Below are 26,081 nucleotides of genomic sequence, written 5' to 3'. Positions count from 1 at the left end.
ACTTTTTAAGTTTGACCAAGGTTATTTTGACAAATTACGAAGCACGGTCGGCAGGATGCCGCCGTTTTGATAGTACTGCATTTCAACGGGAGTATCGATTCGCACGACGCAAGGGAATGACTTCACGCTGCCGTCGGCGCTGGTTGCCGTAACGTTGATCGTTGATCGTGGTTGCAGGTCGTTCGACAAATCCGGAATGTCGATCGTTTCTTCGCCGGTCAAACCGAGTGATTGCCACGTAGCGCCGTCGGCAAATTCCAATGGCAAAACGCCCATGCCGACCAAGTTGCTGCGGTGGATTCTTTCATAGCTAGCGGTGATGACCGCTTTGACTCCTAGCAACATCGTGCCTTTGGCGGCCCAGTCACGGCTGCTGCCGGTGCCGTATTCGGCACCTGCTAACACAACAAGCGGTGTGCCTTCGGCTTGATATTTCATCGACGCGTCGTAGATGCTCATCACTTCGTCGGTCGGCAAGTAGCGTGTGACGCCACCTTCGGTGCCCGGTGCTAACTGGTTGCGAATTCGAATGTTGGCGAATGTTCCGCGAACCATCACGCGATCGTTCCCGCGGCGTGAACCAAAGCTGTTGAAGTCACGGATCTCGATCATTTTTTCTCGCAGGAACTGTCCGGCAGGTCCATCCGATGCGATCGCACCGGCTGGCGAGATATGGTCTGTGGTCACTGAATCGCCTAGCAGTGCTAACACCTTGGCGCCGCGAATCGGTTGGATGTCGGGCACGTCTTGTCCCGTGACCGCATCCAGAAACGGTGGGTGTTGGATGTAAGTGCTGGCGTCGTTCCAGGGATAGATCGCGCCGGTGGCAACGTCGATCGCATTCCAGAGATCGTTGCCTTGGACCGCAGCAGCGTATTCGCTGGTAAACATTTCCGGCTGAATCGACGAAGCGATCGTATCGCGAATTTCATCCGACGTTGGCCAGATGTCTTTCAAGTAAACGTCGTTTCCGTCGCTTCCTTTGCCGATCGGTTCGGTGACCAAGTCGATGTCCGTGGTTCCGGCCAAAGCGTACGCAACGACTAGCGGTGGGCTGGCCAAGTAGTTCGCTTTGGTCAGCGGATTGACGCGGCCTTCGAAGTTACGATTGCCCGACAACACTGCCGACGCGACCAGGTCACTGGTCTTAATCGCATTGGCAATGGGGGTCGGCAGCGGACCGCTGTTTCCAATGCAAGTCGTGCAGCCATAGCCGACAGTTTGGAAACCGAGCTTGTTCAACGACTCCGTCACGCCCGCCTTGTTCAGGTATTCGGTGACGACGCGCGAACCAGGTGCTAGCGACGTCTTGACGTGCGACGGAACGGTCAAGCCTTTGGCGACGGCCTTCTTGGCCAACAATCCGGCACCGATCATCACCGACGGATTGGACGTGTTGGTGCATGACGTGATCGCGGCGATGACAACGGCACCGTGAGTGATCTGGCTGCTGTGCCCGTTGTCTTTGACGTCAGCGACTTTTCCCAGTTCGCTCTTGTCCAGTCCGAAGCCCGATTTGCCGACCGGTGCAGTCAACGAATCGTTGAACGCTTGCTTCATGTGGGTTAACGCGATTCGGTCTTGCGGACGTTTTGGTCCTGCCATCGACGGTTCGATCGTGCCAAGATCCAACGATACCGTCTTAGTGTAGTTAAGTTTCGGACCGTCGTCGGTTCGGAACAGGCCCTGTTCCTTGCAGTAGCTTTCGACCAATTTGACGTTTTCTTCGGTGCGTCCGGTTTGGCGCAGGTATTCCAGCGTCACGTTGTCGACAGGGAAGAAGCCCATCGTCGCGCCGTATTCGGGCGCCATGTTGGCGATTGTCGCACGGTCGGCGACGCTCATCTTGTTCATGCCGGTGCCGAAGAATTCGACGAACTTTCCGACCACGCCTTCGGCGCGAAGGACTTCGACGACTCTTAGCACCATGTCAGTCGCGGTCGTGCCAGTTGGCAATGCGCCGGTCAGTTCGAAACCGATGACTTCGGGCATCAGCATGTAGAGCGGTTGGCCAAGCATGTTGGCTTCGGCTTCGATGCCGCCGACGCCCCAGCCCAAGACGCCAAGTCCGTTGATCATGGTGGTGTGGCTGTCGGTGCCGACCAAAGTATCGGGTAGAGCAACGGGACCGTCGGGTGTGTCTTGCAACGCAACGACGCGAGCCAGGTATTCCAAGTTGACTTGGTGGACGATGCCGACGTTGGGTGGAACGACCGAGAAGTTATCGAATGCTTGTTGGCCCCAACGCAGAAACTCGTAACGTTCTAGGTTTCGTTGGAACTCGATCTCGACGTTTTTGGAAAGCGCCGAATCGCTGCCGAAGAAATCGACTTGGACGCTGTGGTCGATCACCAAGTCGACTGGGATCAGCGGATTGATTTTTTCGGGGTCGCCACCGATTCGCTGCATCGCCGAACGCATCGCAGCCAAGTCGACGACGGCGGGGACGCCAGTGAAGTCTTGGAGGACCACTCGATAGGGTTTGAATGGGACTTCTTGCTTGGCCGGCGCCGCAGCATTCCAGGCGGCCAAGTTCTTGACGTCTTCTTCGGTGACCGAAAAGCCATCGCAATTGCGAAGCACGGCTTCTAGCAGAACGCGGATCGAGAATGGCAATTTGCTGATCTCGCCCAATCCCGCCTCTTCAAGCTTGCTGAGGCGATAGATCGTGGCGGTGCCGCTGCCGGTGTCGAATGTGTCTCGAACGCCAAATGGATCAAACGTCACGGTGTTGTCTCTCACGAAGGGAATGCTGCGTAAATCGCAGCGATAGTTTAACAATCGCGGCTCTGGCTGTCTGCCGGCCAGCCCGGCAGGTTGGCGTAATGGCGTGGGTTCTCGCCGTTCACGCCTGTGACAGTCCTGCAATTGGCAAATGTCAAGATAGAGAGACTTTGCCGGTCCTTTCGGTTCTCTTGGTCGTTCGGGTTCTGCGACGTCGATACCTTCTATCAGATGTAACGAAAAATCGTTTTCGACGACCAATAAGCCGAGTTGAGATATGCCCTTTCATCGTTCTACCAAACGCCGTGCTCTCGCCCTCATCGTTGCCGGTGGACTGTTCTTGGCTTCACCTGTCTCCGTATTCGCCGGTGACTTGGACTGTGGCTGCGAGGCATCCTGCGACATGATGCCGCTGTTTGAGCCAACTTGCGGTGGCGAGGTGAGTTGCGGTCTCGAAGGCGGGTGTGATTCGCCGACATGCGACTGCCGCCCCAAAAAATTCTCGCTACCGAAATTGAAGATGCCTCGCATCAACGTGAAAAAGACAATCGCCTTCAAGGCGCTCGATTCAGTTGCCGGCGGTATCGAGAAGGTCCTAGGGCTGGATAAATGCAACTCAGGCTGCAGCGACATGACGTGCGACGACGGTTGCGACACGGCCATGATGGGCGAGTTGGTCGTTCCGATGCCGCCCCAAATGCATACCTACGCCGAACCGATGCATATGCATTCTCTTTCGTCGCCGATCAAATCGATGCCTACCAACATGGCTCCAAACAACATGACGCCGATGAGTGCTGCACCAATGCATGCACCAGCTCCGCCGATGTCCGAACCGACCGTGGTCCAGCCGCGAGCTGTCGAAACCTGGAGTCAACCGACGCCGGCTACGGAACCGCGTACTCAGATGCGGATGGGAGAACCGACAATCAATTCAGGTACCGTGATCGAAACCCAACCAAGAACCCAACCAAGAACCCAGCCACGTGCGACGCCGATGACCGAGTCACGTGAATCGGCTCCTCGGGTTGCTCCTCGTGCTGGATCAATCCCACAGCCGGAATCACCGGCCGTGCCGGCGCCAGTGATTCCCGACGACAAAGAAGACTCGCTGTTCGACTCGCTCTCCGATCCATTCGGCAACGACGAGGTCCACGTGCGCCGCTACCAACCTGTTCGTCCGAGCAGCTACGAAGCCGAAAGCGGCACTGAATCGCGTCCCGAACTTTCACGCAGCTCTCATACGTCCAGCCGCCGGGTTCGCAGCAGCCGATAGTGGCTTCGGTAGGCATCGACCATCGCGGGAAGCGAAAAATCGTTTCGCATTCTCGCGCGGTTGATTTCGCCAACCTGATTCGCTCTCGCGGCATCGGTCAAAAACGCGTTGGCTAGATTCGCCATCGCCGGGCCGTCACCGATGTCGAAGGTTTGCTTCTGCCAATCGTGTGACAGCAGTTCCGCGGATCCTTCGGCGCGACTGCAAACGACCGGTCGCCCGGCCGCCATCGCTTCCATGGCAACGTTTGGCATACCTTCGTATCGGCTGGGCAAGATCAGGACACGGCAAGCCCGCATTAGCGGTGCCACATCGGATTGCCACGGCATCCGTTGGACTCGATCGCTGCCGATTTCTTCGCACCAACGGTCGATCGCATCGCGGTCCGGGCCGTCGCCAACAATCAACAGTTTTCGATTCGTTCGCGCCGGTGCAATCGCCGAAATCTGTTGCTGTAAAAGATCAATGCCCTTTTGCGGATGAAGACGTCCGACGAATAACGCCGCCGCCGTCTCGGCGGGCCATCCCAGCGTGGTCCAGTCAAAGGGATTGCCGGTCGAAAATCGTGAAACATCGACACCATTGGGGATCACGATCGACTTGTCGGTTGGGCACCGCAGTCGTTTCGCTGCAAACGACTGAACGGCCTCGCTGACGCACGTCACCGAAGTCATTCGCTTGATTGCAGAACGTTCAATCGGGCAGCGGATTGGGTTAGCATCGGCGACTCGAAGACCACCGACTCGGATCGGGATGTCGGCCGAAACGGCCGCCCAGGTGCCGATCACGTTGGCGTGAAACAAAAATGTTTGGCAAACATCGGCTGGTGATGAAAGCATCCAGTCTTGCAGCCGGCGCTTGGCCGATGGGAACTGCCAAATCGAATCTGCCCGTCCAGACTCGACTTCGATGCCGGCGGCTTGCAATCGATCGACCAGCAGCGACTGTTGACCGCCAGGCAGCGAACCGATCGAAAACACTCGCACTTCGTCACCTGCGACTGTCATCGCTGTCGCTAGTTCCGTCAGGCAGCGTTCGGCCCCGCCGACGAACAGTTCGGTGATGACAAAATCAATTTTCATAGTTCCATCGTTAATGAAGTTCATTGAATTGGCAATCAGGCTGCCGACGGGGGTGATTGCTCTCGTTAATTAGCTTCAGCGGTAATTTATGGCGCTTTGTGGCAGTCTGGTCTCGGGCGATTGCCGTCACGCTAGGGATCACGATCGCTGCATTCGTTGCAATGGGGCGCCCGGGATCACGGAATAGTGTGGCTCGAGCGGATTACCGACGCGCAAGAAAACCTTTTGACCGATGCTTTCAACGGATGACGCGTGTTTGTGTTATCCGGTCAGAAAACTTTCCTGCGAGAACGACGATGAACGTGACAACCTTCACGATCGAATCCGTCCATGGTGTCAAGCAAGTTCTTAGTTTCGAGAACTTCACCGTCGGGCCACAGCCCCAGCGGACAATGGCTCAGCCGACAACGACTCAGCCGACCGCAACCGCGACACCGACTCAAACTGCGACAACGGCAACCGAGCCACGCCGCTAACGAGTCAGTTGAAGAATTGGGATCGAACCTTTGCTGGCCAGAATCAACTGACCAGCTGCGCCGAACGTTCGCCCATCGCCGTCCGCCGATCCCTTTTTTCGGCGCCGTCTTGTTACCGCTACAGCTTTGCTTTGTCGAAGCCACCGGACGCTTCGAATAGTGTCAGGGCTTGCACCGTTTCACGAACATCGTGGACACGGATAACGTTCGCACCCGCAGCAGCAACCGCCAAAGTGACGCCAAGCGTCCCGGCCGTCAGGTCCGCCGCATCATCACCAAGCATTTTGCGAATGAAACCTTTTCGCGAGTGACCAATCAGGATCGGGCATCCGAGGTCAGTGAATCGTCGAGTCGCTTTAAGCAGGGTCAAATTATGCTCGTGCGTTTTCCCGAATCCAATTCCGGGGTCCAGGCATACTCGGTCGATCGAAATTCCGGCCGCTAAACAAAGGTCTCGGCGTGCCATCAAGTAGGCGTGAATTTCGTCGACGACATTCTCGTAAGTTGGCGCGTCTTGCATCGTTTGCGGATTACCTTGCATGTGCATCACGCAAACGCCAACACCACTTTGGACCGCCACGCCGACCATCGCCGGATCACCGTCAAAACCTGTGACATCGTTGATGATTTCAGCGCCGGCTTGGACGGCCGCCGCAGCAACTGCCGACTTGCTGGTGTCGATGCTGATTGGAATTGCGATCTTTCCGGCGAGTGATTCGATCACCGGCATGACGCGATCAAGTTCCTCTTCGACGTCCACCACATCGCTGTACGGCCGAGTGCTTTCGCCACCGATGTCGATGATGTCAGCACCATCGTTTTGCATCGCAATCGCGGTCGCCACGGCAACCTCGGCATCGCGATGTTTGCCGCCATCGGAAAAGCTGTCGGGCGTGACGTTTACGATTCCCATCACGAGGGGGCGACGGGAAAGGGGCAACTGTCGGCGGCCAAGATTCCAGACTTGTGGCTGCGAGGCAACGTCACGAAACATCGGCTACCACCGCATTTCCATTTGCGAAACGATCCGCGATGCCAAGTCTTCGATCGCGATTTGCATGGCTGAATCAACCGATTGCCCGGCTTCGGGAACGAATCGCGAATCTTGACCAAAGCTGATTGCAAACTCGCCATTGGGCGTGACCGCATTCTGCATCAACAACTCACCACCGCGGCCGGTCCAAGTTGCGCGAACCGAAATCGCCGCATCGAGTGCCCGCGGATCGTCGGTTCCGGTTTCGGTTAGCACGCGTTTCGATTCGTTAACGACTCGGCATACCAACGTGCTGTCCGCGTTAGGGTCGCCGGTGACTTTGTAGGGCGTGCGATCTTCGATCTCTCGAACAATCGCTTCGGTCAAACGCACGCCTAGGTCATGTCGAAAGGTATCGTTTCGGACGATGGGGACATGAACGGTGCGAATTCCGGGACGAAACAGCGAAGCGGACCCGAATCGATAGGCAGCGCATCCGCTCGCCCCGACGACACAGGAAATCATCACCATCAAACCGGCCAACCGATTGTTCGCGATCATCGATAAATGGATCCCGATGGGGCCGATGAATCTGTTTCGACCGGCAGATCCATCTTCAATGGATTCTTGGGCCGCGACTCGGGGAAGATCGTCGTCAACCATGAAAGTCTTTGTGTTGGGACGGCCGGTAGTTTTTCGATCTTCGTCAATCGTTGTCGTGCAATTTCAGCTTGCGGTGTGTCGCCGTACTTTTCCAAAAGCTCGTGATAGTAGATTGCGGCTGCACGGTACTCTTTTCGTTTTTCGCGGAAGCTGGCCTTCTGTGTCAGCGTCTCGGCGCGGTGGAACGCAATCGTATTGGCCGCTCGCGCGACCATCTCGCCGTGTTCGGTTCCGTTTAATTTTTCGGGGTAACGAGCCCGCGTTTGTTGCACCAGCTTTTCGGCTTCATCAAGAATCAATCCGCTGTATTTGGGGCCAGCATAGATTTCGAGTTTGCACTGGATGCCCAACATGTGGGCCAAGAACAGGTGCTCGCTGTCCGAGAATGTTTCTCGCAGGTCGGTCAGGAACTCGTCAGCGTCTTCGAATTTATTTTGACGGATGTACTCTGCGGCCGCCGCCATGGTTGCATCATCGGCTAGCCGACCCGTCGGGTCGTCGTACCGGATTTGGTCGAGCACTCGAATCGCGTGACCATCGGTGTCCATTCGTGGACGCGACGAGTCGGTCAAGTTGAGCGGGAACCAACTGCCCTCGTTGGCCTTGTCTGTTTCGATCCAATATCGGCTGACCGAAAACAACCGTGCAGCGACTCGGTCGTTGTGTCGATTGCGCGGGAATTCCTTTTGCAGTTTTTCGTAGGTGTCGGTTGCCTGGGTCAGTTGGTCAGCAAAGAAATAGCTTTCTGCACGCATGAACATCGAGTCTTGTTCGAGCGCCGATCCTGGGGCTGATTCGCCAGCTTTCTTGAACTGCTTGGCGGCTTTGGCGAAGGTTGCTTTTCGTTGGTCGGTGGGCTGCGAGCTTGCCAACTTAAAAAGCCGGTCACCCTCTTTGTAAAACTGCTTTGCTCGGACTTGGTCTTCTTGTTCGCGACCGGTCAAGAAGTTCGTAACCGATTTGGTCGTCTGTTTTGTTTTTTCAGTTAGCGATCCGTCCGCTCGAACCACTTCGTTGGTGGTGCCCGGAATATCTTCGCCCGAGACTTGCATGATTGGATTGATGGTTTCAGCGGCGTAAAGTTCCGATGAATCGTCGCGCATTCCAAGCGGGTTCCTCAGCGCCGCGCACCCACTGAAATGGGTGGCTGCGAATGCCAAAAGCGTCGCCGCGGCCAATTGATTTTGGATCGCGCGAGGTTTTTTGTTTGAGTTCGCCGACATCGTGTTCCTATCCATGTTTTGATCCGTTCGCATCCTGCGATCATTTCTCGGTCAGCGGTCAGTCGGATTTTCGACCGTCGAAACGATCTTTGTGGGCGTGGCGATCTTAGCGGGCAAAAAAGCCTGCATTCGTGGCACGTTCCCTACCACCGTTTGAATGTATCGGTTCATCAGGGCGCGAAGCTCGCTATAAAGATGGCTTGCAACTTGGGTTGGCAAATGGGTCGCTTCGGCTTGCAGTCGACGTAGTTCGTCAATGCCATGACCTGTAATTGAAATGGTTTGTTGTTGGCGAGGCCGGCAACGGTTGCACACAATTCCGCCGGCCGACAGCGAAAAAGCGATCCGAGCGACCGAGTCCACGATTCCGCCGCAATCCGTGCAGCGATCGGTGCCAGGCGAGTGCCCGAGCAACCGCAGCGCCTGAGCATCAAAAAACAGCAGCGTCGAAGCGACATCGCCGCTGCCGTCGATCTGGTTAAGTGATTGGATGGCCAAGTCATAGACTTCGGGGTGAGGATCGTGTTCATCGGTCAATAAACGCAGCATTTCCGCAACGTGGTAGCCTGCGTAGGTCCGCTCGAGTGATTTTTCGCCACCGCGAAACCGTCGGTGCAGTTTGGCTTCGGTCAATAAATCGAGCGAATCGGAAGACTTCCTTAGAACGACTACACGACAGACGGCCAACAGGTCAAGCGCGCCTTCGAAAGGCCCCTTCGGCCGGCGGGCTCCCTTGGCAAGTGCAGAGATGCGGCCAAAGTCCCGCGTCAACAGTGACACAATCAAACTTGTCTCGCTGAATTCGATCGTTCGCAATACGATCGCCGTGGATTGCTCGGCCGACAAAGGTGATTTCTCTTCGGATTTGAAACGTGGGCCAGAGGGATTAAGACGGTTCTACAACTCGCCCATTTCGCCCAGCGTCGCCAGCAATTCGCTCATTTCTGCGGCTGCATGGGAGTCGCCTTGCGCCCGAGCTTGGTCGATTCCGTCACGCAGGTTGGTACGAGCTTGCTCGATTTCGTCGATATCCACCAACAATTGTGCGGACATGAAGAACGCTTGGATCATCGGTGGGTCGTTTTTCATCAGTTCGTTAAAGATCGCCAAACTCTTGGCGTTTGCGCCTTCGCTGCGCAGTTCCATGGCCAGCGAGTACCGCAAAAAACTATCGGTCGGGTCATCCGCCAACATGGCTTCGATTTTTTCGCGGCGGTTCATGATCGGTCTTTCGTTGCACTGGAAATTGGTCGAGCTGGGAAACGGTTGCTGGGAAGCTTGGATTGCGAAGCGGGTTCACGATCGTTTTAGGTCAGTTTCACGCTGTTTGCCATCCGACGTTCGATTGATCGATGCCGGCGAAATCGGAATAATCGTCAAAACGGGGTCAATTGGCGCCAGCTAGCAGGCCGATGAAAGGATGACCAGATACCGTTTTCCGCCAACGTTTGAGATTGACGCATGGACCGCGTAAACCGTCGATTCCTTGTTCTTCCAACAATGATCGCCATCCCTGCCCTGCTGTTGATGATTTCACTTACCCACGGTGCATCGCCAAATGATGCCGTTGGAAGTGCTGACTCACCCGGCAAAAACGTGAAATTGGCAGTGGCGCAATCCACCGCTGGCGGAAACCTAGGACAAGTCCAACAAGTTGCCGGCAAACAGCTGCAGCGCGGTGACACGCGTCCGGGACTACTGGGACGTTTGGCGGGCGGCAGTAGCAATAGCTCGCAAGCGACCAAGCCGAATACGCAGTCCAGTCAATCTCCGCAACCTCGCGGGTTGCTAGATACATTGTTCTCGCGAGAATCCAGCACAAAGACGTCGGCCGCACCTGCTCCAACTCAAAACCAAGCGGATGTGAACTGGGACGGCATTCCGTTTCACAAAGCCAGCCCTGGCAGCGTCGCAAAAGCACCGGCACCGATTCGTGATCCCAAATCAGCGCCAGCCAGCACGGCGACACGAGTCATCCGCGGCACCGCGACTCGGTCAGTTCCGACACAGGCACGAACGGTTTCGAGTCGTAAGGGCGATGCACCTACCATGGAATCCGCACCTACGGTTGCTCGCCGGTCGACCGCGAATCCCGCGATTCCAAAACCACCCGCCGAAACTGCGATCACATCGACGAATGACTCGCTGTCCGGCGATTCCAGCAGCCGTCGAAGCGGCCGACGCGACGTTGAAACTTATACCGCTCCCGCACCAACTCGCCGAGCTCTGCAATCCACGGCTACGGCTACGTCGTCACTGGTAAACGATGACAGTGTTGTCGACTTGGTGCCTCGCGTAAGCCGCAAGGCAATTCCTGCGACCGAAACAAAGCCAGACGCTGCGAAAACAATCGCCAAAACAACGACTACCGCTGCAACACCGGCTCCGGCGGCTGCTCCAATTGCGAAGCCTGAAGCTGCAGAACCTGCTGTCGCGAAAACACCGATTGTTGAAAAAACAGAAGTTGCAAAGACAGAGATTGCAATGCCAGCACCTAAGTCGGTTGCGGTCACACCGTCGGCAACCCTGAGTGCCCCTACGGCAGTGCCAACTCCGTCTTATACAACGCCTGTTGATCCTGCCACCACGCCGGTTCCGCCATCGCCTGCGGCGACCGTTCCTAGCCAACCGTACATGGCCTCCAGTCCTGTCGAAGCGATGGCACCTGTCCCGATGGCAACGATTCCTGCTGCGACGGTTTCCCATCGCGCTGGACCACCGGTTACCGCATTCGCGCCCCCAGCACCAGCGTCGACCAGCATTGGCATGCCAGCAACCAGCTATGGCACCCGAAGCACAGCGATTGGATCCGGCGTTGCGAACGACAATTTCGGTTCGGCTCAAATGACTCGTCCCTACGTAAGCCCGCCAAGCCAAACTGCTGGATCGAATCTGTCGGCGCCGAGCAGTTCGACGCCAACGTTTCAAACTGCTCGCGCGACACCCGATCCATTCGACGACCCTTATGGTCGTCGTGATGGCCGATTGAACACGACCACGCCGAGCTACGGTGCCCGTGCTTTGGCTCCGGCGACTGCCGCCGCGACCAGCGTGCCAATGCACGCGATCGATGGATATCAAGCCAATGCACCCGAGCAAAATCTAGCTGCCGATGACGACCAGTTCAACCGATCGAACACAGACGTTCGCAATCAAATGCGTTCGGCAGTGTCGCAAGGTTCGACTGCACTTGGTGCGGGGATGGCATCATCGGAATTGCCAGGGATCCGAGTGGTCACCCGTGGGCCCAAGGAAGTCACGATTCGTCAAACCAACGAATACGAGATTCGCGTTGAAAATCGTGGTGCGATTGACGCCGAAGGGTTAATCGTGCGAGCGATGATTCCGGACTGGGCCGAAGTTCGCGGTCAAAACGTGACTCACGGCGAAGTCGAAAGCCAAGGCGAAGGAACCGTCGAGCGATTGGTTTGGACGATCCAACAGTTGCCAGCCGGTACGTCAGAAACACTGTTCGTTCGCTTGAACGCAGCTCGCAGCGGTACTCACGATGTCGACGTCGACTGGACACTGATGCCGCAAAAGAGTGTCGCTCAAATCAACGTGCATGAGCCACGACTGGACCTGACGATCGAAGGTCCTCAAGAAGTCGTTTACGGCGAATCGCAAACCTACAAAGTCCGCGTACTGAACCCCGGTGACGGAGTGGCTCCGAACGTGGTGTTCACGCTGTCACCAAACTCGGCGACGCCGCAAACTCAGCGAATCGGAGACATCCCAGCCGGCAAGGAAGCTCAGTTCGATGTCGAGCTGACCGCACAAGACTTGGGTGACTTGAAGATTCACGGTTTGGCGATGGGCGACTTGGACTTGCGTGCGGAAGCCGCGAAGACAATTCGCGTCTCGGCTGCCCAAATCGAAGCGGTGCTTAACGGTCCAGAACTGAAGTACCAAAACACCGAAGCGATGTACAACTTGCAGCTGCAAAACGTGGGATCGGCAACGACTCAGAATGTCGTCGCAACTCTGCGTCTGCCAGCCGGTGCGAAATACTTGGGTGGTATCGAAGGTGCTCAGCTGCGGGCCAATACGCTGCGATGGGAAATCGCGACCTTGGCACCCGGTGCCCAACGAGATTACCAGTTCCGCTGTAACATGACCGCGACTGGCGAACACGTCTTCGCATTTGATTGCAAGGGAACCGCCGCCGGATTCGCGGATGTGGCTCTGACGACTCGAGTCGAATCGATCTCGGACTTGGTGCTAACGATCAATGACCCAATCGCGCCAGCTCCGATTGGCACCGAAGTGACGTACGAAGTCATCGTTCGCAACCGTGGCAGCCGCGAAGCCAAAGACGTCAAGGCGTTGGCCCAGTTCAGCCACGGTATCGAACCGAAACGTGTCGAAGGTCAAAGCGGTGAAATCGTCACCGGGCAAGTTCTGTTCGACTCGATCCCTCGGATCGCAGCCGGTGAAGAAATTCGCATGAAAATCATTGCGATCGCCGACCGTGCCGGTCATCACCGCTTCCGTACCGAAGTGCGATCGGGTGACACAGTGCTCGTCGCCGAAGAGGCCACTCATTACATGAGCCCTCAATCGGATCGCGTCAGCCGCCGAAGCAGCGACAACAAGCAAATTCGCTAACGCAACTTCTCGAGGGAAAGAACAAGTAGGCCAGGATTCGTTGGAGCGTCCTGGCCTACGTTCGTATCGGGGCGATACTGATTGAACTGCGGCGACTCGCCAGACTAGGTTCCTGTCTTGGTCAAAGACATCAAATATTCGACCACATCGACCAAACCTTGTTGGTCCATCGTGTGATGAAGGTTGTCTGGCATGATTGATTTTTCTGCCTTCTTCAGCACTTCGATGTCGTCTTGCTTGATCTTTCGATCAATCGCGTCGACCGTCCGGATCGTGACTTCTTGAGGCGTTTCCGAAATCAGCAATCCGTTGAAAACCTGTCCCCCGGCGGTCAACAGATTATACGTCTCGTAGTTATGGCTGATGCCCGCGCTCGGTGCCAAGATCGACGTGAACATCGCTTCACGCGAAAGCTTGCTGCCGATTTCTGACAAGTCCGGGCCGACTGATTTTCCAACCTGCTTTACGATATGGCAGTTCGCACAGGTTCCGACACCGCGGAACAGCTTCATGCCGTTTTCGACGTCGCCACGCATGGTTGCCAATTGGTCAATCGGCGCTAGCGGCTTGGAGTCTTTCTGAGTGATCTGCGGCAGACACTCCGCCGCTTGTTTGCGAATCGACTCGTCCTCGCTGCGAGCAAGCAAACCACCGGCTAACAGTCGTGTGTCGGCGGGCAGTTTTCCTTCGGTGGCTAGCGAAATCAATCGACCTTGGCCGTCTTTGCTGCGCGACAATCCGACAACGGCTTCCTTGCGGACGTCGAACGCACGATCAGTGCTTGCCGCAGTATCGGACAGCATGTTCATCGCCCGGCCATTGCCCAGCAAGCCCAGCACGCGAGCGACGTTGGAAGCTTCGGCAACCGATTCCGATGCCAGCGATTTTCGCAGCACCATCGGTCCGTTCTCTGTTTCGCCCAGCATCGCCGCCGCTTCGACTTTGGTCGAATCATCAACGTCGCTATTCAGCAATTCAAGCAAGCTGTCCTGCATGCCGGCCGGATTGAAACGCTTGACCAAATCCAAGTAAGCGACCGTGCCGCGAGTGCGTTTTAGTTGCCGTTCGATGGCCGATTTGGCTCGCGAGTCAGCATCTACGTCGAAGTTGTTCATCCGCTCAATTGCACGAACGATGATCGCGTCGTCACGGTCCGATCCCGATTGCAGAGCAAGCAGGCTTTTCATTGCCGCCGTCCGAGTCGCCGCGTCGTGGTATTCGAGACTACGGAAGAAACGGTCAGTCGCCGCCAATTCCATCGATGGATCAGCAATCAATTTGGCCATCAAACCTGCTGCCTTAGGTGCACGTGTGCGCCAAATGATGTCTTGTGCGGCGGGCGAGTTCCAGTCGTCGCCAATACCATCAAGCCAAGCATCAAAGCACTCGGCCGATCGAAGTTCGCTGCCGATACCGAGGGCTTCCAAGTACCATCGGTCCGAGCCGTCGTACTGCATCGCCAGCTTTGCCCAAGTCGCAGGCATCGCTGCGGATTCGTCGTAGCGAAGCGAGGTTGCCAGTTCTCGGCGAACCGCTGCCGACGGATCGGAAATAACCGACGCGCAAGCCGCTGATGGTGTCAGTTTTAATTCTTTGGCCAACCGAATCGCCGTGATGCGAATGTCAGCGTTGGAATGTTCCAGTGCTTTTTGAACGTACTTGGCACCGACGCCATCGATACGACCGAGCAACCACAACGCCCGTGCTGCGATGCGCGGGTTGGGGTCTTGGTACAGTTCGTGTAAGTCGGCTTCGGCGGCACTGCCCATGGAAAGAAGAGCTTGATAGGCCTTGTAGCGGACCGCTAAGTTGGGATTGCGAAGGGCCGAGCAAGCACCGGCGACGGTGGAATAATCAAACTTTGGCGTTTGATAGGTTGAGCCCGGCGGAGCGATCCGGAACAAGCGCCCTCGGTTGGTGTCGCCTTGTGCGTGTCCGCCGACACCTGGGTCGTACCAGTCGGTGACGAACAGCGAACCGTCGGGGGCAACACACACATCGGCAGGGCGAAACCATTTGTCCGTTGTGCCGGTGACCAAGGGTTCGATCGTAGCCGAATAGCCGGCACCGTCGGCAGTGGTCGGGTAGGCGCGAACGACGTTCGGACCCGGATCGCAGTGAATGATTTGATCCCAAAAACGTTTGGGCAGTAGTCTGCCTTCGTAAACACAGATTCCCGATGGCGAACCGGCGCCAGTCTGCAACATGTTGGGTACGACACCCGGATCATTCAAGTGCCAGTGACGAAACGGGATCTCTTGTTCAATGTTCATCCGGTCGTCCCGCCACCCGGCGCCGGTCAATTCATCGCGGTAACCATAGTTGCCCTGCTCCATGACAAAGTTGATGCGGACGCCTTGGTTGCCGTCGTCATCATTGTCGCTTTGCCATAGCGTGCCGAACGAATCGACGGTGGTTTCCCAGTTGTTACGAAAGTTGTGGGCTAGGACTTCAAAGTTTGACCCGTCCAGGTCACATCGGAACGGCATCCCACCGAACAGAGGTTTGCCATCGTCGACGACCGGACGACCGTGGATGTCGACGACGGTTTGACCGTTTGCGTCCTTGACTTGTTGGCCTGTGTTGCCAAAGTTCCAGTACAATTTTCCATCGGGGCCCGCAAAGAACGAGTGAGCCGAGTGGTCATGCTGGGGCATTCCGGTTTCGGTGAACATCGCTTCTTTGCGATCCGGAATGTCGTCACCATCTTCGTCGATGAATCGCCAAATCGTTGGCGATGCCGACACGATGACTTCGTTGCCGTGGGGGCCACCGAGCACACAAATGCCCATTGCCGAGTCGATGTCGCGACCTTGGTAAAACGTCTTGGATGAATCCATCACGCCGTCGCCGGTCGTGTCTTCCAAAATCAAGATGCGGTCGCCTTCGGGGCGGGCCCCGTTGTTTTTGCGATAGTTCATCACGTCACAGACCCACACTCGACCACGGTCATCGATGTCCAGGTTCGTCAGGCTGCGCAAGACGGGTTCGCTGGCCGACAACGTGACTTCCAGACCTTCGGCAATTTCTAAACCATCGAGCGCGAACGCAGGCTCATGTTGGTTTTTTTGCGATGCGGTGGCCGCACCCGCCATTTCGGGGGCCGCGTCGGCGTACACGACGAATTTGACGCTGGATTCTTTGCCGCCTTGTTGGCTGCTGCCGCCTGTGTCGAGCGCGCCGGTCGCCGTGAATGAATCGAATTCGCCCGACAACTGGTAGTGGATGACGCTATTGGCGTGTACCCCGATCGCAGTCGAGCCGACGGCTTCGCCTTCGACCGACCACGGCAGCCCTACGCAGTTGGCGGCTTTCTTTACTTTACCGAAACCCGTCGCAGCGGATTTCCATTCCATGTTGGTTAGCAGTTCGGTGCTGTCGCCGCGGCGCAGTTGCGGATCGATCCAGTCCGCCCAGTCACAGCTGTATCCGTCGCCACCATCGGTAACGACCAAGTACAAGTCTTTGACGCCTTTGACGGAAGTTTCAATTTCGACTCGGTCACCAGGCGTTTCGCTGGTGACGAGTGGTGACTCAAAAAGGATACGCGGTTTGGGGCCACCGGAACGGCCAACTTTGCGATTGCTTTTCTTCGATAAGTTGCTTGCTGCGTCGAGCTTGAATTCTTCTTTGATCTTGTCAGAGTTGAAGTTTTTAGGGCGATCGTAATCTTGGTTTTCTAGCAGCTCGTCAATTGAAACCGGCTGCCCCATTGATGAACCGGTTTTGGCAATGTCTTCACCCGCGGTCCAGCGAATGGCGTTGACGACAAGTCGTCGCAAATCGTCGTGACCCCAGTTCCAATGAAAGTGGCCACCGGATAAGCCAAACGCGCGGCCGCCGGCGGGCCGGTCATAGGTCCACGCGACCGTTTGCTTTTCACCCGCAGCAACGCTCTTGCGTACCGAGGGGTTGCCGCTGTGTTCGCCATCGGCCCGGCGCATGGTGTCCTCGGGAGCGACCGCGGCCAAAATGGGCGTCACGTGTCCGTCCTGGTTAAAACGTAAATGGAAATACCATTCGTCGTTGGTCGCAAACGGCGCCACACCGCGACTGACCGGGTGCTCGGGCAACGACTTGAAGTCGCCGATCCAGTGCGGGTTGACACTGTAGTTAATTTCGAAGTGACCGCCCAACAGATCTACCATCGCGTCACCGGGCGGACCAGGAACCATCTCGACCGCATAGTGCAGACAAACCAAGCCGCAGCCAGCGTTCATCTTGTCGCGGATCGCATCCAGGTGCTCGATGGCGACGTGACGGCCACCGCCATCGGAATAGATGACGATCGTATCTGCTTTTTCAATCAGCGAAGCGTCCTCGGGCCAGCCTCGAACGACGGTCGTCTCGACATCATCGCTGCTAGCCTTGATCGACTCTTCCAAAATCTTCAGGCCGGCGTAATGCTCGTGTGCTCCGTAACCGTGCGACGGCCGACCGGCGACCATCAGGATGTGTTTCGGTTCAGCGGCAGTGGCCAGAGAGCTAAGAAAAGTAACGGTTGCAGCAGCGAAAAAGCAGATCGCCAGACAGGAACGAGTACGCATTAGGGTGGTTTCTCGCAAGAGAGGTGGGAGCCGTTGCCACGGGGAGTCGGTTTTCGATTGTACACCGTCTCGCTGACGAGTTGGCAATTCTCTTCACGAACCTATGGTTCGATAGTGGACCAAATCGCCGTGAACCCGCAAATCTCATTTCGCGATCAACGCGACACGGCGAAACCGTCGCCTACTCGGCGAGCTTGAGAAGTTTGCGGTAGACATCGGCTGTCCCGCCCGCCATTGCTAGGTCTGAAAACTTTTCGGCATGGGTCTGGAATGCTGATTCGGCCATGCGATGCCATTCGTGTTTGCCGGTTACCAGTTCTTCGATCGCGTCAGCCAAGCTGCCCGCATCACGCGGTTCTGCTAATAGTCCTTCGACTCCGTGAGTCACCGCTTCGGGCGTCCCTTCGACTCGGGTGGCGATGACTGGGACGGCCGCCGCCATGGCTTCTAGCACGACCATCGGCAGGCCTTCGCCATAGAGGCTCGGCAGTACCATCGCATCAAGTTTTGCGAGAGCCTCGGGCACGTTCGATGTGAAACCAATCGGTTCGACCCGGTCGCGGATCTCCAGTGCATTGATTTGAGACTGGATGCCGGCTTCGTATTCGGGCGTCTCATACGGGCCGATAACTCTTAGCACCACGTCGTGATCACGTTTCTTCAGTAGGGCTAACGCATCGATCGCGATTTCGAGTCCTTTTCGCGGACGCATCAGCGCGACCATGCCGATGGTCCAGCGACCGTTGGGCGTTGGGTAAACCGAGCGTTCAGGTCTGACAGCGGGGACACCGTTGTGGACGATCGTTACTCGATCTTCGGAAACGCCTTGTCGGATGCAGTCCATCCGAAGGCTTTCAGACACGGTGACCAGATGCGAACACGTGCGCAGGGCTTGGCGTTCAATCCATGCGTTGATGTGGTTGGTGACTGCCCGCGACGAATCACGTGCGGCTGGCGAGTGAACATGATAAATCCACGGCAGCCCCGTCATCTTTGCCGCGATCGAGGTGATCATCGCGGTACGAGGGGTATGAGCGTGAAGCACGTCGTAGCCGTAGGTCTTGGCCAAGTCACGGACTTTGGCGGCAGCTCGCAAATCGAAGCGGTGCGACATCGCCGCGTCATGGCCGGTCCCCCAAACGTTTTGGGGATCTTCCAACATCGACGCAAATTTGCCCGGCTTGACGCACGCAAAATCCGCGGCGACCCCAAACTTTGGCAAGCAACGGCCAAGATGAGACTGGACGCGTTCGGCACCCGAAAAATGTTCGCCATTGACGATGTGCAGCACTTTCAGATCGATCGCCGGCGCGACTGCTGGCACGACAACGGGCGTCGACGTGACAGGCGTCAGTGCGATCGGGGCCAGCGTCAGTGAGTCAACAGACGCTGTTTGAATGGGTGAAAGCATGGATAGCAGATCGGTAAAGCGGAAAAAGTCGGATTGCCATGGATGCAGATGCCTCTCACGGCCTACCGCAACTGTGGGTCTCGGTGGCTAGGTCTGCAGCCTGGAAATTGCTTTGAATCCGGTCCGATCAGCGAGTCCGGGCTGGGGTTGACGGTCGTGCCGGTTATTTGGCTTTCGTCCGTGCCTACTTTTCTGGCCTAGGCTGGGCTAGATTGAGGGCCGAAACTGTTGATCTGCATCTTTTTCCCCCAATCAAAAGCGACTGACGTTGAAAGCCAATTTTGTCCTGTTGCCCGGTGATGGCATCGGCCCCGAAATCGTCCAACAAGCTCGTCTGGTCCTGGAATCTGTGGCCAAACTTTTCGGTCACGAGTTCTCGTTCGCTTCGCACATGATCGGTGGTATCGCCATCGATACCTGTGGTGATCCGTTGCCGCCCGAAACGATTGAAGCCTGCCGTGCCGCCGATGCAATTCTGCTTGGCGCCGTCGGCGGTCCGAAATGGGATGACCCGTCGGCCAAGACCCGTCCCGAAGCGGGTTTGTTGAAGATCCGTAAAGAACTCGGCCTGTTTGCCAATTTGCGGCCAATCAAGCTGTTCAAAGAACTCGTGGATGCCTCGCCGCTGAAGCGTGAAATCATCGAAGGCACCGACATCCTGTTCCTGCGTGAACTGACAGGCGGGATCTACTTTGGCCCATCCGGACGAACCGGCAGCGGCGACACCGAATCGGCGTTCCAGTCAATGGTCTACAGCGTCCCCGAAGTCGAGCGAATCGTGCGATTGGCTGCCAAGGCTGCCCAAGGTCGCAGTGGCCGATTGACCAGCGTTGACAAAGCGAACGTTTTGGAACCGAGCCGGCTATGGCGGCAAGTGGCCGCTCGCGTGATGGCCGAAGAATTCCCGGATGTTCAGTACGATGTCGTGCTCGTTGATTCGATGGCAATGCACCTGATCAACCGGCCCAAGGACTTTGACGTCGTCGTCACAGGCAACATGTTCGGTGACATTCTGACCGATGAAGCGTCGATGTTGCCCGGTTCGCTGGGCATGCTGCCAAGCGCATCGCTGGGCGACGGTGGCCCGGGACTTTACGAACCGATTCACGGTTCTGCACCCGACATCGCCGGCAAGAGTATCGCCAATCCGCTAGCCACGATTCTGGCCGCCGCAATGATGCTGCGACACTCGCTCGACATGCAGCCTGAAGCCGACGCGATCGAAGCGGCTGTGGGACGCGTCCTTGCCGACGGCCTGCGAACGATGGATATCGCCCGTGGTGCCGACTCGATTGGAACCGAAGCGATGGGGGCCGCTGTGATCGAGCGGCTGAGCGTTTAACAATGCTGTCCTTGCTGGCCCAGGCGACGGCGGTAGCCACGACGCAGTCATCCCTAACGCAGTCATCCCTAACACAGTCATCCCTAACACAGTCATCCCAGTGGAGTGATCCGCGGATCTACATCCTATTGGCTGTGATCCTGGGGACGCTGGGGATCTCGACAATCGTCGGCGTGATCATGTCGCGACGCGAAAAAATCGGGATCGAGTCTGCGATCGTGCGCCGATTCAATCACAAGCTACGAGTTTGGTGGATGATGGTCGTCATCTTTACCTTTGGCTTGTTGCTTGGTCGGATCGGCGTGGTCGTGTTGTTTGGGCTGGTGTCGTTTTGGGCGCTGCGCGAGTTCATCACGATGACTCCGACCCGGCGTGGCGATCACCGGACGCTGTTCTGGGTGTTCTTCATCTTCACGCCACTGCAATACGTGCTGATTGCGTTGGGCAGTTCGCCGCCGGGATCAATGGGCGGGCACAACGGAACCGACTACTACGATTTCTACAGCATCATGATTCCCGTCTATGCAAGCCTGTTCATTCCGGCACGAGCCGCGATTGCCGGCGACTATAAACGGTTCCTTGAACGCAGCGCGAAAATCCAATGGGGGCTGCTGATTTGCGTGTATTCGCTCAGCTATGCACCGGCAATTTTAGATTTGAATTTGAAGCAAACCGCCGGGAACCTTTGGCAAGGAAGTACCGTCAGCGTGCTCATCTTTTTTGTCCTGATTGCACAGCTTGCCTCGGTCTTTGAACGTGCCTGGGGCAAGATTGCCGGGCGCCACGTGATTGCCGAAAAAATCAATGCTTCCCGAACCTGGGAAGGGTTTGTCGGGTCCATGGTAACCACCGGTTTAGTGGCAGCCTTGCTGTTCTGGGCGACTCCGTTTTATCCCTGGGAAGCCGGTATCGTCGGCGCCGTCGTGACGGTCATGGCAAGTGCCGGGACGATGACGATGAGCGCGATCAAACGCGACCGCGGCGTCACTGACACGGGCACCTTGGTTCAAGGACATGCGGGCGTCTTGGACCAGATTGACAACATTTGTTTTGCCGCGCCGGTGTTTTATCACCTGACTCGCTTCTTTTGGTCTGCGTGACTTTTCAATGACGAAACTGAACCTCTTTGACACTCACGCGCACTTGAATTCAGAAACGTTTCTGGAAAACGTGAACGAAGTCATTGATCGAGCACGCAGCGCTGGCGTTGGCGGCATCGCCGTCATCGGCATTGATGTCGCAACCAGCCGACGAGCCTGCGATCTGGCGGCGCAGTTCCCCGGTTACTTGCATGCTGTTGTCGGGATTCAACCGAACTCGGTTGCGGAAGCCGGCGAAGGTGACTTTGCAGTGATCGAAGAACTTGCCGCCCGCCCCGGCGTCTGCGGGATCGGTGAAACGGGGCTCGATTGTTACTGGGACGACACGCCGATCGCCGACCAACACGACTATTTTGATCGACATCTTCAACTTTGCCGTGACACCAAGTTGCCGATGGTGATTCACATGCGTGAAAGTGGCGATCTGATCTTTGAACAACTCGCACGGCAATCCGCTGTGCCGCCAGGCATCATGCATTCGTTCACCGGATCGATGCAGCTAGCCAGCCAGTTTTTAGATCTTGGTTTGCACATCAGTTTCGCTGGAATGGTGACGTTCAAAAAGAGTGACGAGCTGCGCGATGTGGCTCGGCAGATTCCCGAAGACCGTTTGCTGGTTGAAACGGATTCTCCGTACCTCAGCCCAGAACCGCTGCGAGGCAAGCGTCCCAACGAGCCAGCTCGCGTGGAACATACGTTAAAGTGCTTGGCCGATGTTCGCGGCGTCACTGCCGAAAGACTGGCCAATGTCACAAGCGAAAACGCTAGGCGACTGTTTCAGTTGAGCTCTTAGATCGATTAGACGCTGACGGACCTGGGTCACGCCGCGATCCAACAAACAGCACCCTGCCACGATGTGTCGGGGCTACGAATCCTCCTAACCATCACCGATTCCATGCGAGTACTTTCCGGCATTCAGCCGACCGGCCGTCCCCATTGGGGCAACTTCTTTGGTGCGATTCGCCAATACATCGACCTGCAAGAAGAGAACGACGGCTTCTACTTCATCGCCGACCTTCACGCCCTGACCACGGTACGCGATCCAGCCCGGCTGCGCGGATACGTGATTGATGCGGCGCTGGATCTGTTGGCGCTCGGGCTTGACCCTGCCAAAGCGACGATGTTTGTCCAGTCGCATGTGCCCGAAGTCAGCGAACTGAACTGGATTCTGTTGTCGGGGGCACCAATGGGGTTGCTCGAACGCTGCCATGCCTACAAGGAAAAGAAGGCCAAAGGGTTGGTTGCCGATGCTGGTTTGTTCACGTACCCGGTGCTGATGTCGGCTGACATTTTGGCTTACGACTCGCAAATCGTTCCGGTGGGTGAAGACCAAGTCCAGCACATCGAAGTCTGCCGCGACCTGGCCGGCCGTTTCAATCACTCGTTTGGTGAAACGTTCGTGCTGCCTAAAGCCAAAACGCTCGAAAACGGTGCGAAAGTGCCTGGCACCGACGGGCAAAAGATGAGCAAGAGTTACGACAATACGCTGCCGCTGTTCTGTGACGACAAGCTTGACACGGTCAAGAAGATCAGCAAGCAAATCATGCGGATCACGACGGATAGCCGAGCGATGGAAGACGCCAAGGATCCCGAAGGCGACCATCTGTACGATCTCTATCGTCTGTTCGCATCGGATGCCGAAGTCGAAGCGATGGCCGCCATGTATCGCCGAGGCGGTTTCGGTTACGGCGAAGTCAAAAAGGCGATCGCCGAAGCCAGTGAAGCGTATTTCGGCCCGGCTCGCGAGAAACGGGCGGACCTTGAAAAGAACCTCGATTACGTTCACGAGGCGCTGCGAGCAGGCGCCGAACGGGCTCGGACGGTTGCCGCCGAAGTTTTGTCGCGTGCCCAGACAGCATGTGGGCTAAGATAAATTCATGGCAATTCTCGGCACCGGAACGGAGATCGTTGAGTGCGTTCGCATCGGCAAGATGATCGAAACGCACGGCGAGCAATTTCTAGAACGCGTCTACACTGCCGACGAAATCGAGTACTGCATCGGGGCCGCCAACTCGACCCAAAACTTCGCTCGGCGCTGGGCGGCAAAAGAGGCTGCCATGAAGGCGATGCGATGCCGAAACCAAGGCGTCCGCTGGACCGACATCGAAGTCGCCGTCCACCCGCGCGAAGGCGCCGTCATCCTGTTATCAGGAATGGCCGCCGAGTGGGCCGACCAAGTTGGCATCGAAAAACTGCATGTCTCACTAGGTGCCTGCCGGACTCACGCCACCGCCTATGTCTTGGCCACCGATGAACTGGAATAGCGGGTAAGTAGTGGGGCAGTTTGCGCCTCCGCCATCAGCGGCCCCAATTTGCCGTTCGAAATCAGATCCTGCCAAATTGGTCTGCCAGACGTCCATCGAACTAGGCGTCTTTGCCGTAAGCTGTTTAATAGAAAGAACTTGCAGCTGAAAGATTGCGTCTGGCACACCGATTGCTCTTTAGCGACTCCACGCGGATGCTGCTGCCAAAGGTGCGCATCCTCGCATGAACAAAACACTCACATCCCTTCAGCATCATCCAAGAAAAGGTACCACGGAGATGGCAACAGCCACGAAAAACAAGTCGAATATCCGTCTACAACCGATGGGCGAGCGAATCGTCATTCAACGTGTTGAGAGCGAAGAAACCACCGCTGGCGGTATCGTGCTGCCCGATTCGGCTCGCGAAAAGCCAGCCCGCGGCACTGTCGTCGCAATCGGTAGCGGCAAATTGCTGGATGACGGCACCCGTGCGGAAAGCCAGTTGAAGAATGGCGACAAGGTCCTGTTCAGCAGCTATGCCGGCGAAACAGTCGAAATCGACGACGTCGAATACCTGCTGATGCGTGAAGACGACGTCTTGGCGGTTGTCGAGTAAGTCGCTGGTTTTAGCGATCGCGTCATCACATTTCTCCATCAAACTATTTAGCAAGAATCACTACCTATGCCAAAAATCATTGCATTCGACCAGGAAGCACGCGAAGCGATTCGCCGCGGTGTTTCAAAACTGGCACGTACCGTCAAGGTCACGCTGGGGCCAAAAGGCCGTAACGTCATCTTGCAAAAGAGCTTCGGAAGCCCAACCGTCACCAAGGACGGCGTCACCGTTGCCAAGGAAATTGAGCTCGACGACGTTTTTGAAAACATGGGTGCCCGTATGGTCCGCGAAGTCGCGTCGAAGACCAGCGATGTCGCTGGTGACGGCACGACGACCGCTACCGTGATGGCCGAAGCCGTTTTCAACGAAGGCCTTAAGGCAGTCGTTGCGGGCGTCAACCCAATCCAAATGAAAGCTGGTATCGAAGCCGCTGTGGCCGACATTACCGACAAGCTTCACAAGATGGCGACCAAGGTCAAAGACAAAGAGGCGATGGCGAACGTTGCCACAATCGCAGCTAACAACGATCGCGAAATCGGTGACTTGTTGGCCGACGCGATGAGCAAGGTTGGCAAGGACGGCGTCATCACCGTCGATGAAGGCAAGAGCCTAAAGACCGAACAAGAGTGGGTCGAAGGCATGCAGTTCGATCGCGGCTATTTGTCGCCGTACTTCGTCACCGATTCAGCAGCAATGTCGGTCGTGCTCGAAGACGCCTACATCCTTGTCTTTGAAAAGAAGATCAGCAACATCAAAGACATGGTGCCGCTGTTGGAAAAGGTTGTTCAGCAAGGCAAGCCATTGTTGATCATCGCCGAAGATGTCGACGGTGAAGCCCTTGCAACTTTGGTCATCAATCGCCTGCGTGGCACCTTCACCGTTTGTGCGGTCAAGGCACCTGGTTATGGCGATCGTCGCAAAGCGATGATGGAAGACATTGCAATTCTGACCGGCGGTCAAGCGATTTTCGAAGCTCTCGGAACGAAGCTCGAAACGGTCGACTTGCCGATGCTCGGTCGTGCCAAAAAGATCATGGTCGACAAGGACAACACGACCATCATCGAAGGTGGCGGTAAGAGCGCTGACATCAAGGCGCGTATCGACCAAATCCGTCGCGAAATCGAAAACAGCTCCAGCGATTACGATCGCGAAAAGCTGGAAGAGCGACTCGCAAAGTTGGCCGGTGGCGTTGCCAAGGTCAATGTCGGTGCTGCGACCGAAAGCGAAATGAAAGAGAAAAAGGCTCGTGTCGAAGACGCTCTGCACGCAACGCGTGCGGCAGTCGAAGAAGGCATTTTGCCGGGTGGTGGAGTCGCGTTGTTGCGTGCTTCTGCAGCCGTCAAGCATGCCGAAAACATGACCGAAGATCAAATCGTTGGCTACAACATCGTCATCCGTGCCTGTCGCGCACCGTTGACCATGATCGCCGAAAACGCCGGTCAAGACGGTGGAATTGTTTGCGAGAAAGTGTTGGCCGGAAAGGGCAACGATGGCTACAACGCTTTGACCGACGTCTACGAAGACATGGTCAAGGCTGGTGTCATCGACCCAACGAAGGTCACGCGAACAGCTCTCAGCAACGCCGCCAGCGTTGCAACGTTGCTGTTGACCAGCGATGCATTGGTCGCCGAAAAGCCTGCCGGCAAGAAGGCTGGCACCGGTGGCGACCACGACATGTACTAAGCAAAGACTTTGCTAGTAATGAACGAAAAACGGCCGACAAAAGTCGGCCGTTTTTTTTGTGCAGTTATGCAGGCGAAAGCTGGTCGCCGGTCTGTCGACTACCCTGACCGAGTA

Annotated in this window: 19 protein-coding genes; 10 read left to right on the top strand and 9 right to left on the bottom strand. The window is 56.5% G+C overall.

What is annotated here, in order from left to right; all coding sequences use genetic code 11:
* Window positions 1-21: 21 nt before the first annotated feature.
* Complete coding sequence (gene acnA, locus Poly59_RS08705) at window positions 22-2,727, bottom strand: aconitate hydratase AcnA (RefSeq protein ID WP_146533694.1); 2,706 nt, start codon at window positions 2,725-2,727, stop codon at window positions 22-24.
* A gap of 274 nt (window positions 2,728-3,001) precedes the next feature.
* Here acnA and Poly59_RS08700 point away from each other — a divergent pair, with 274 nt between their 5' ends.
* Entirely contained in the window at window positions 3,002-4,000 is a 999-nt protein-coding gene (locus Poly59_RS08700) for a hypothetical protein (protein WP_146533693.1), read from the top strand.
* Here the strand turns inward: Poly59_RS08700 and Poly59_RS30545 are convergent.
* Window positions 3,964-5,082, bottom strand: a complete 1,119-nt coding sequence (locus Poly59_RS30545; protein WP_146533692.1) for a glycosyltransferase family 4 protein — start codon at window positions 5,080-5,082, stop codon at window positions 3,964-3,966. The genes Poly59_RS08700 and Poly59_RS30545 overlap by 37 nt on opposite strands.
* 296 nt (window positions 5,083-5,378) lie before the next feature.
* Here Poly59_RS30545 and Poly59_RS08690 point away from each other — a divergent pair, with 296 nt between their 5' ends.
* On the top strand, window positions 5,379-5,558 hold the full coding sequence (locus Poly59_RS08690) for a hypothetical protein (RefSeq protein WP_146533691.1): 180 nt from the start codon (window positions 5,379-5,381) through the stop codon (window positions 5,556-5,558).
* Window positions 5,559-5,676: 118 nt separating this feature from the next.
* On the opposite strand, the gene folP is transcribed toward Poly59_RS08690, so the two are convergent.
* The 5 genes from folP to Poly59_RS08665 form a co-directional block, all read right to left on the bottom strand.
* The gene (gene folP, locus Poly59_RS08685; protein WP_146534417.1) at window positions 5,677-6,471 is read right to left on the bottom strand and encodes a dihydropteroate synthase; all 795 of its coding nucleotides are present in this window, start codon (window positions 6,469-6,471) and stop codon (window positions 5,677-5,679) included.
* An 84-nt stretch (window positions 6,472-6,555) separates the two neighbouring features.
* Window positions 6,556-7,092, bottom strand: coding sequence for an LPS assembly lipoprotein LptE (lptE, locus tag Poly59_RS08680; RefSeq protein WP_146533690.1), 537 nt, complete (start codon window positions 7,090-7,092; stop codon window positions 6,556-6,558).
* Window positions 7,089-8,417, bottom strand: coding sequence for a tetratricopeptide repeat protein (locus Poly59_RS08675; RefSeq protein ID WP_246151496.1), 1,329 nt, complete (start codon window positions 8,415-8,417; stop codon window positions 7,089-7,091). Before Poly59_RS08675 ends, lptE begins: the two co-directional genes overlap by 4 nt.
* Before the next feature lie 51 nt (window positions 8,418-8,468).
* Window positions 8,469-9,263 (bottom strand): DNA repair protein RecO, encoded by a 795-nt coding sequence (gene recO, locus Poly59_RS08670; protein WP_146533689.1) that lies wholly within the window; start codon window positions 9,261-9,263, stop codon window positions 8,469-8,471.
* Between the two features lie 51 nt (window positions 9,264-9,314).
* Window positions 9,315-9,638, bottom strand: coding sequence for a hypothetical protein (locus tag Poly59_RS08665; RefSeq protein ID WP_146533688.1), 324 nt, complete (start codon window positions 9,636-9,638; stop codon window positions 9,315-9,317).
* Between the two features lie 279 nt (window positions 9,639-9,917).
* On the opposite strand from Poly59_RS08665, the gene Poly59_RS08660 reads away from it, so the two are divergent.
* Window positions 9,918-13,025: a COG1361 family protein gene (locus Poly59_RS08660; protein WP_186776105.1), complete on the top strand. Its 3,108-nt coding sequence runs from the start codon at window positions 9,918-9,920 to the stop codon at window positions 13,023-13,025.
* 104 nt (window positions 13,026-13,129) lie between these two features.
* Here Poly59_RS08660 and Poly59_RS08655 read toward each other — a convergent pair whose 3' ends face one another.
* Both Poly59_RS08655 and Poly59_RS08650 read right to left on the bottom strand, forming a co-directional pair.
* On the bottom strand, window positions 13,130-17,572 hold the full coding sequence (locus Poly59_RS08655) for a PVC-type heme-binding CxxCH protein (RefSeq protein ID WP_146533686.1): 4,443 nt from the start codon (window positions 17,570-17,572) through the stop codon (window positions 13,130-13,132).
* A gap of 181 nt (window positions 17,573-17,753) precedes the next feature.
* Window positions 17,754-18,983 carry a glycosyltransferase family 4 protein gene (locus Poly59_RS08650; protein WP_146533685.1) on the bottom strand — a complete coding sequence of 410 codons (1,230 nt, stop codon included), beginning with the start codon at window positions 18,981-18,983 and terminating at the stop codon, window positions 17,754-17,756.
* 268 nt (window positions 18,984-19,251) lie between these two features.
* Between Poly59_RS08650 and leuB the strand changes: the two genes are divergently transcribed.
* The 7 genes from leuB to groL all read left to right on the top strand — a co-directional run bounded on the left by leuB (window position 19,252) and on the right by groL (window position 25,967).
* On the top strand, window positions 19,252-20,325 hold the full coding sequence (leuB, locus tag Poly59_RS08645) for a 3-isopropylmalate dehydrogenase (RefSeq protein WP_146533684.1): 1,074 nt from the start codon (window positions 19,252-19,254) through the stop codon (window positions 20,323-20,325).
* Between the two features lie 2 nt (window positions 20,326-20,327).
* Entirely contained in the window at window positions 20,328-21,425 is a 1,098-nt protein-coding gene (locus tag Poly59_RS08640) for a phosphatidate cytidylyltransferase (protein WP_246151495.1), read from the top strand.
* Window positions 21,426-21,432: 7 nt separating this feature from the next.
* Window positions 21,433-22,218, top strand: coding sequence for a TatD family hydrolase (locus Poly59_RS08635; protein ID WP_146533683.1), 786 nt, complete (start codon window positions 21,433-21,435; stop codon window positions 22,216-22,218).
* Window positions 22,219-22,320: 102 nt separating this feature from the next.
* Window positions 22,321-23,298: a tryptophan--tRNA ligase gene (trpS, locus tag Poly59_RS08630; RefSeq protein WP_146533682.1), complete on the top strand. Its 978-nt coding sequence runs from the start codon at window positions 22,321-22,323 to the stop codon at window positions 23,296-23,298.
* 4 nt (window positions 23,299-23,302) lie between these two features.
* On the top strand, window positions 23,303-23,689 hold the full coding sequence (gene acpS, locus Poly59_RS08625) for a holo-ACP synthase (protein WP_146533681.1): 387 nt from the start codon (window positions 23,303-23,305) through the stop codon (window positions 23,687-23,689).
* A 277-nt stretch (window positions 23,690-23,966) separates the two neighbouring features.
* The gene (groES, locus tag Poly59_RS08620) at window positions 23,967-24,284 is read left to right on the top strand and encodes a co-chaperone GroES (protein ID WP_146534414.1); all 318 of its coding nucleotides are present in this window, start codon (window positions 23,967-23,969) and stop codon (window positions 24,282-24,284) included.
* Between the two features lie 66 nt (window positions 24,285-24,350).
* Entirely contained in the window at window positions 24,351-25,967 is a 1,617-nt protein-coding gene (gene groL, locus Poly59_RS08615) for a chaperonin GroEL (RefSeq protein WP_146533680.1), read from the top strand.
* Window positions 25,968-26,081 lie beyond the last annotated feature (114 nt).

It is taken from the genome of Rubripirellula reticaptiva (assembly GCF_007860175.1).
Classification (GTDB): domain Bacteria; phylum Planctomycetota; class Planctomycetia; order Pirellulales; family Pirellulaceae; genus Rubripirellula; species Rubripirellula reticaptiva.
The sequence above is the reverse complement of the archived record's forward strand: the minus strand, read 5'-3'. Positions and strand labels throughout refer to the sequence as shown.

Excerpts from the sequence above, each read along its gene's own strand:
- Poly59_RS08700 (WP_146533693.1), top strand. The coding sequence starts at position 3,002 with ATGCCCTTTCATCGTTCTACCAAACGCCGTGCTCTCGCCCTCATCGTT.
- Poly59_RS30545 (WP_146533692.1), bottom strand. The coding sequence starts at position 5,082 with ATGAAAATTGATTTTGTCATCACCGAACTGTTCGTCGGCGGGGCCGAA.
- Poly59_RS08690 (WP_146533691.1), top strand. The coding sequence starts at position 5,379 with ATGAACGTGACAACCTTCACGATCGAATCCGTCCATGGTGTCAAGCAA.
- folP (WP_146534417.1), bottom strand. The coding sequence starts at position 6,471 with ATGGGAATCGTAAACGTCACGCCCGACAGCTTTTCCGATGGCGGCAAA.
- lptE (WP_146533690.1), bottom strand. The coding sequence starts at position 7,092 with ATGATCGCGAACAATCGGTTGGCCGGTTTGATGGTGATGATTTCCTGT.
- Poly59_RS08675 (WP_246151496.1), bottom strand. The coding sequence starts at position 8,417 with ATGTCGGCGAACTCAAACAAAAAACCTCGCGCGATCCAAAATCAATTG.
- Poly59_RS08665 (WP_146533688.1), bottom strand. The coding sequence starts at position 9,638 with ATGAACCGCCGCGAAAAAATCGAAGCCATGTTGGCGGATGACCCGACC.
- Poly59_RS08660 (WP_186776105.1), top strand. The coding sequence starts at position 9,918 with ATGATCGCCATCCCTGCCCTGCTGTTGATGATTTCACTTACCCACGGT.
- Poly59_RS08655 (WP_146533686.1), bottom strand. The coding sequence starts at position 17,572 with ATGCGTACTCGTTCCTGTCTGGCGATCTGCTTTTTCGCTGCTGCAACC.
- Poly59_RS08650 (WP_146533685.1), bottom strand. The coding sequence starts at position 18,983 with ATGCTTTCACCCATTCAAACAGCGTCTGTTGACTCACTGACGCTGGCC.
- Poly59_RS08640 (WP_246151495.1), top strand. The coding sequence starts at position 20,328 with ATGCTGTCCTTGCTGGCCCAGGCGACGGCGGTAGCCACGACGCAGTCA.
- Poly59_RS08635 (WP_146533683.1), top strand. The coding sequence starts at position 21,433 with ATGACGAAACTGAACCTCTTTGACACTCACGCGCACTTGAATTCAGAA.
- trpS (WP_146533682.1), top strand. The coding sequence starts at position 22,321 with ATGCGAGTACTTTCCGGCATTCAGCCGACCGGCCGTCCCCATTGGGGC.
- acpS (WP_146533681.1), top strand. The coding sequence starts at position 23,303 with ATGGCAATTCTCGGCACCGGAACGGAGATCGTTGAGTGCGTTCGCATC.
- groES (WP_146534414.1), top strand. The coding sequence starts at position 23,967 with ATGGCAACAGCCACGAAAAACAAGTCGAATATCCGTCTACAACCGATG.
- groL (WP_146533680.1), top strand. The coding sequence starts at position 24,351 with ATGCCAAAAATCATTGCATTCGACCAGGAAGCACGCGAAGCGATTCGC.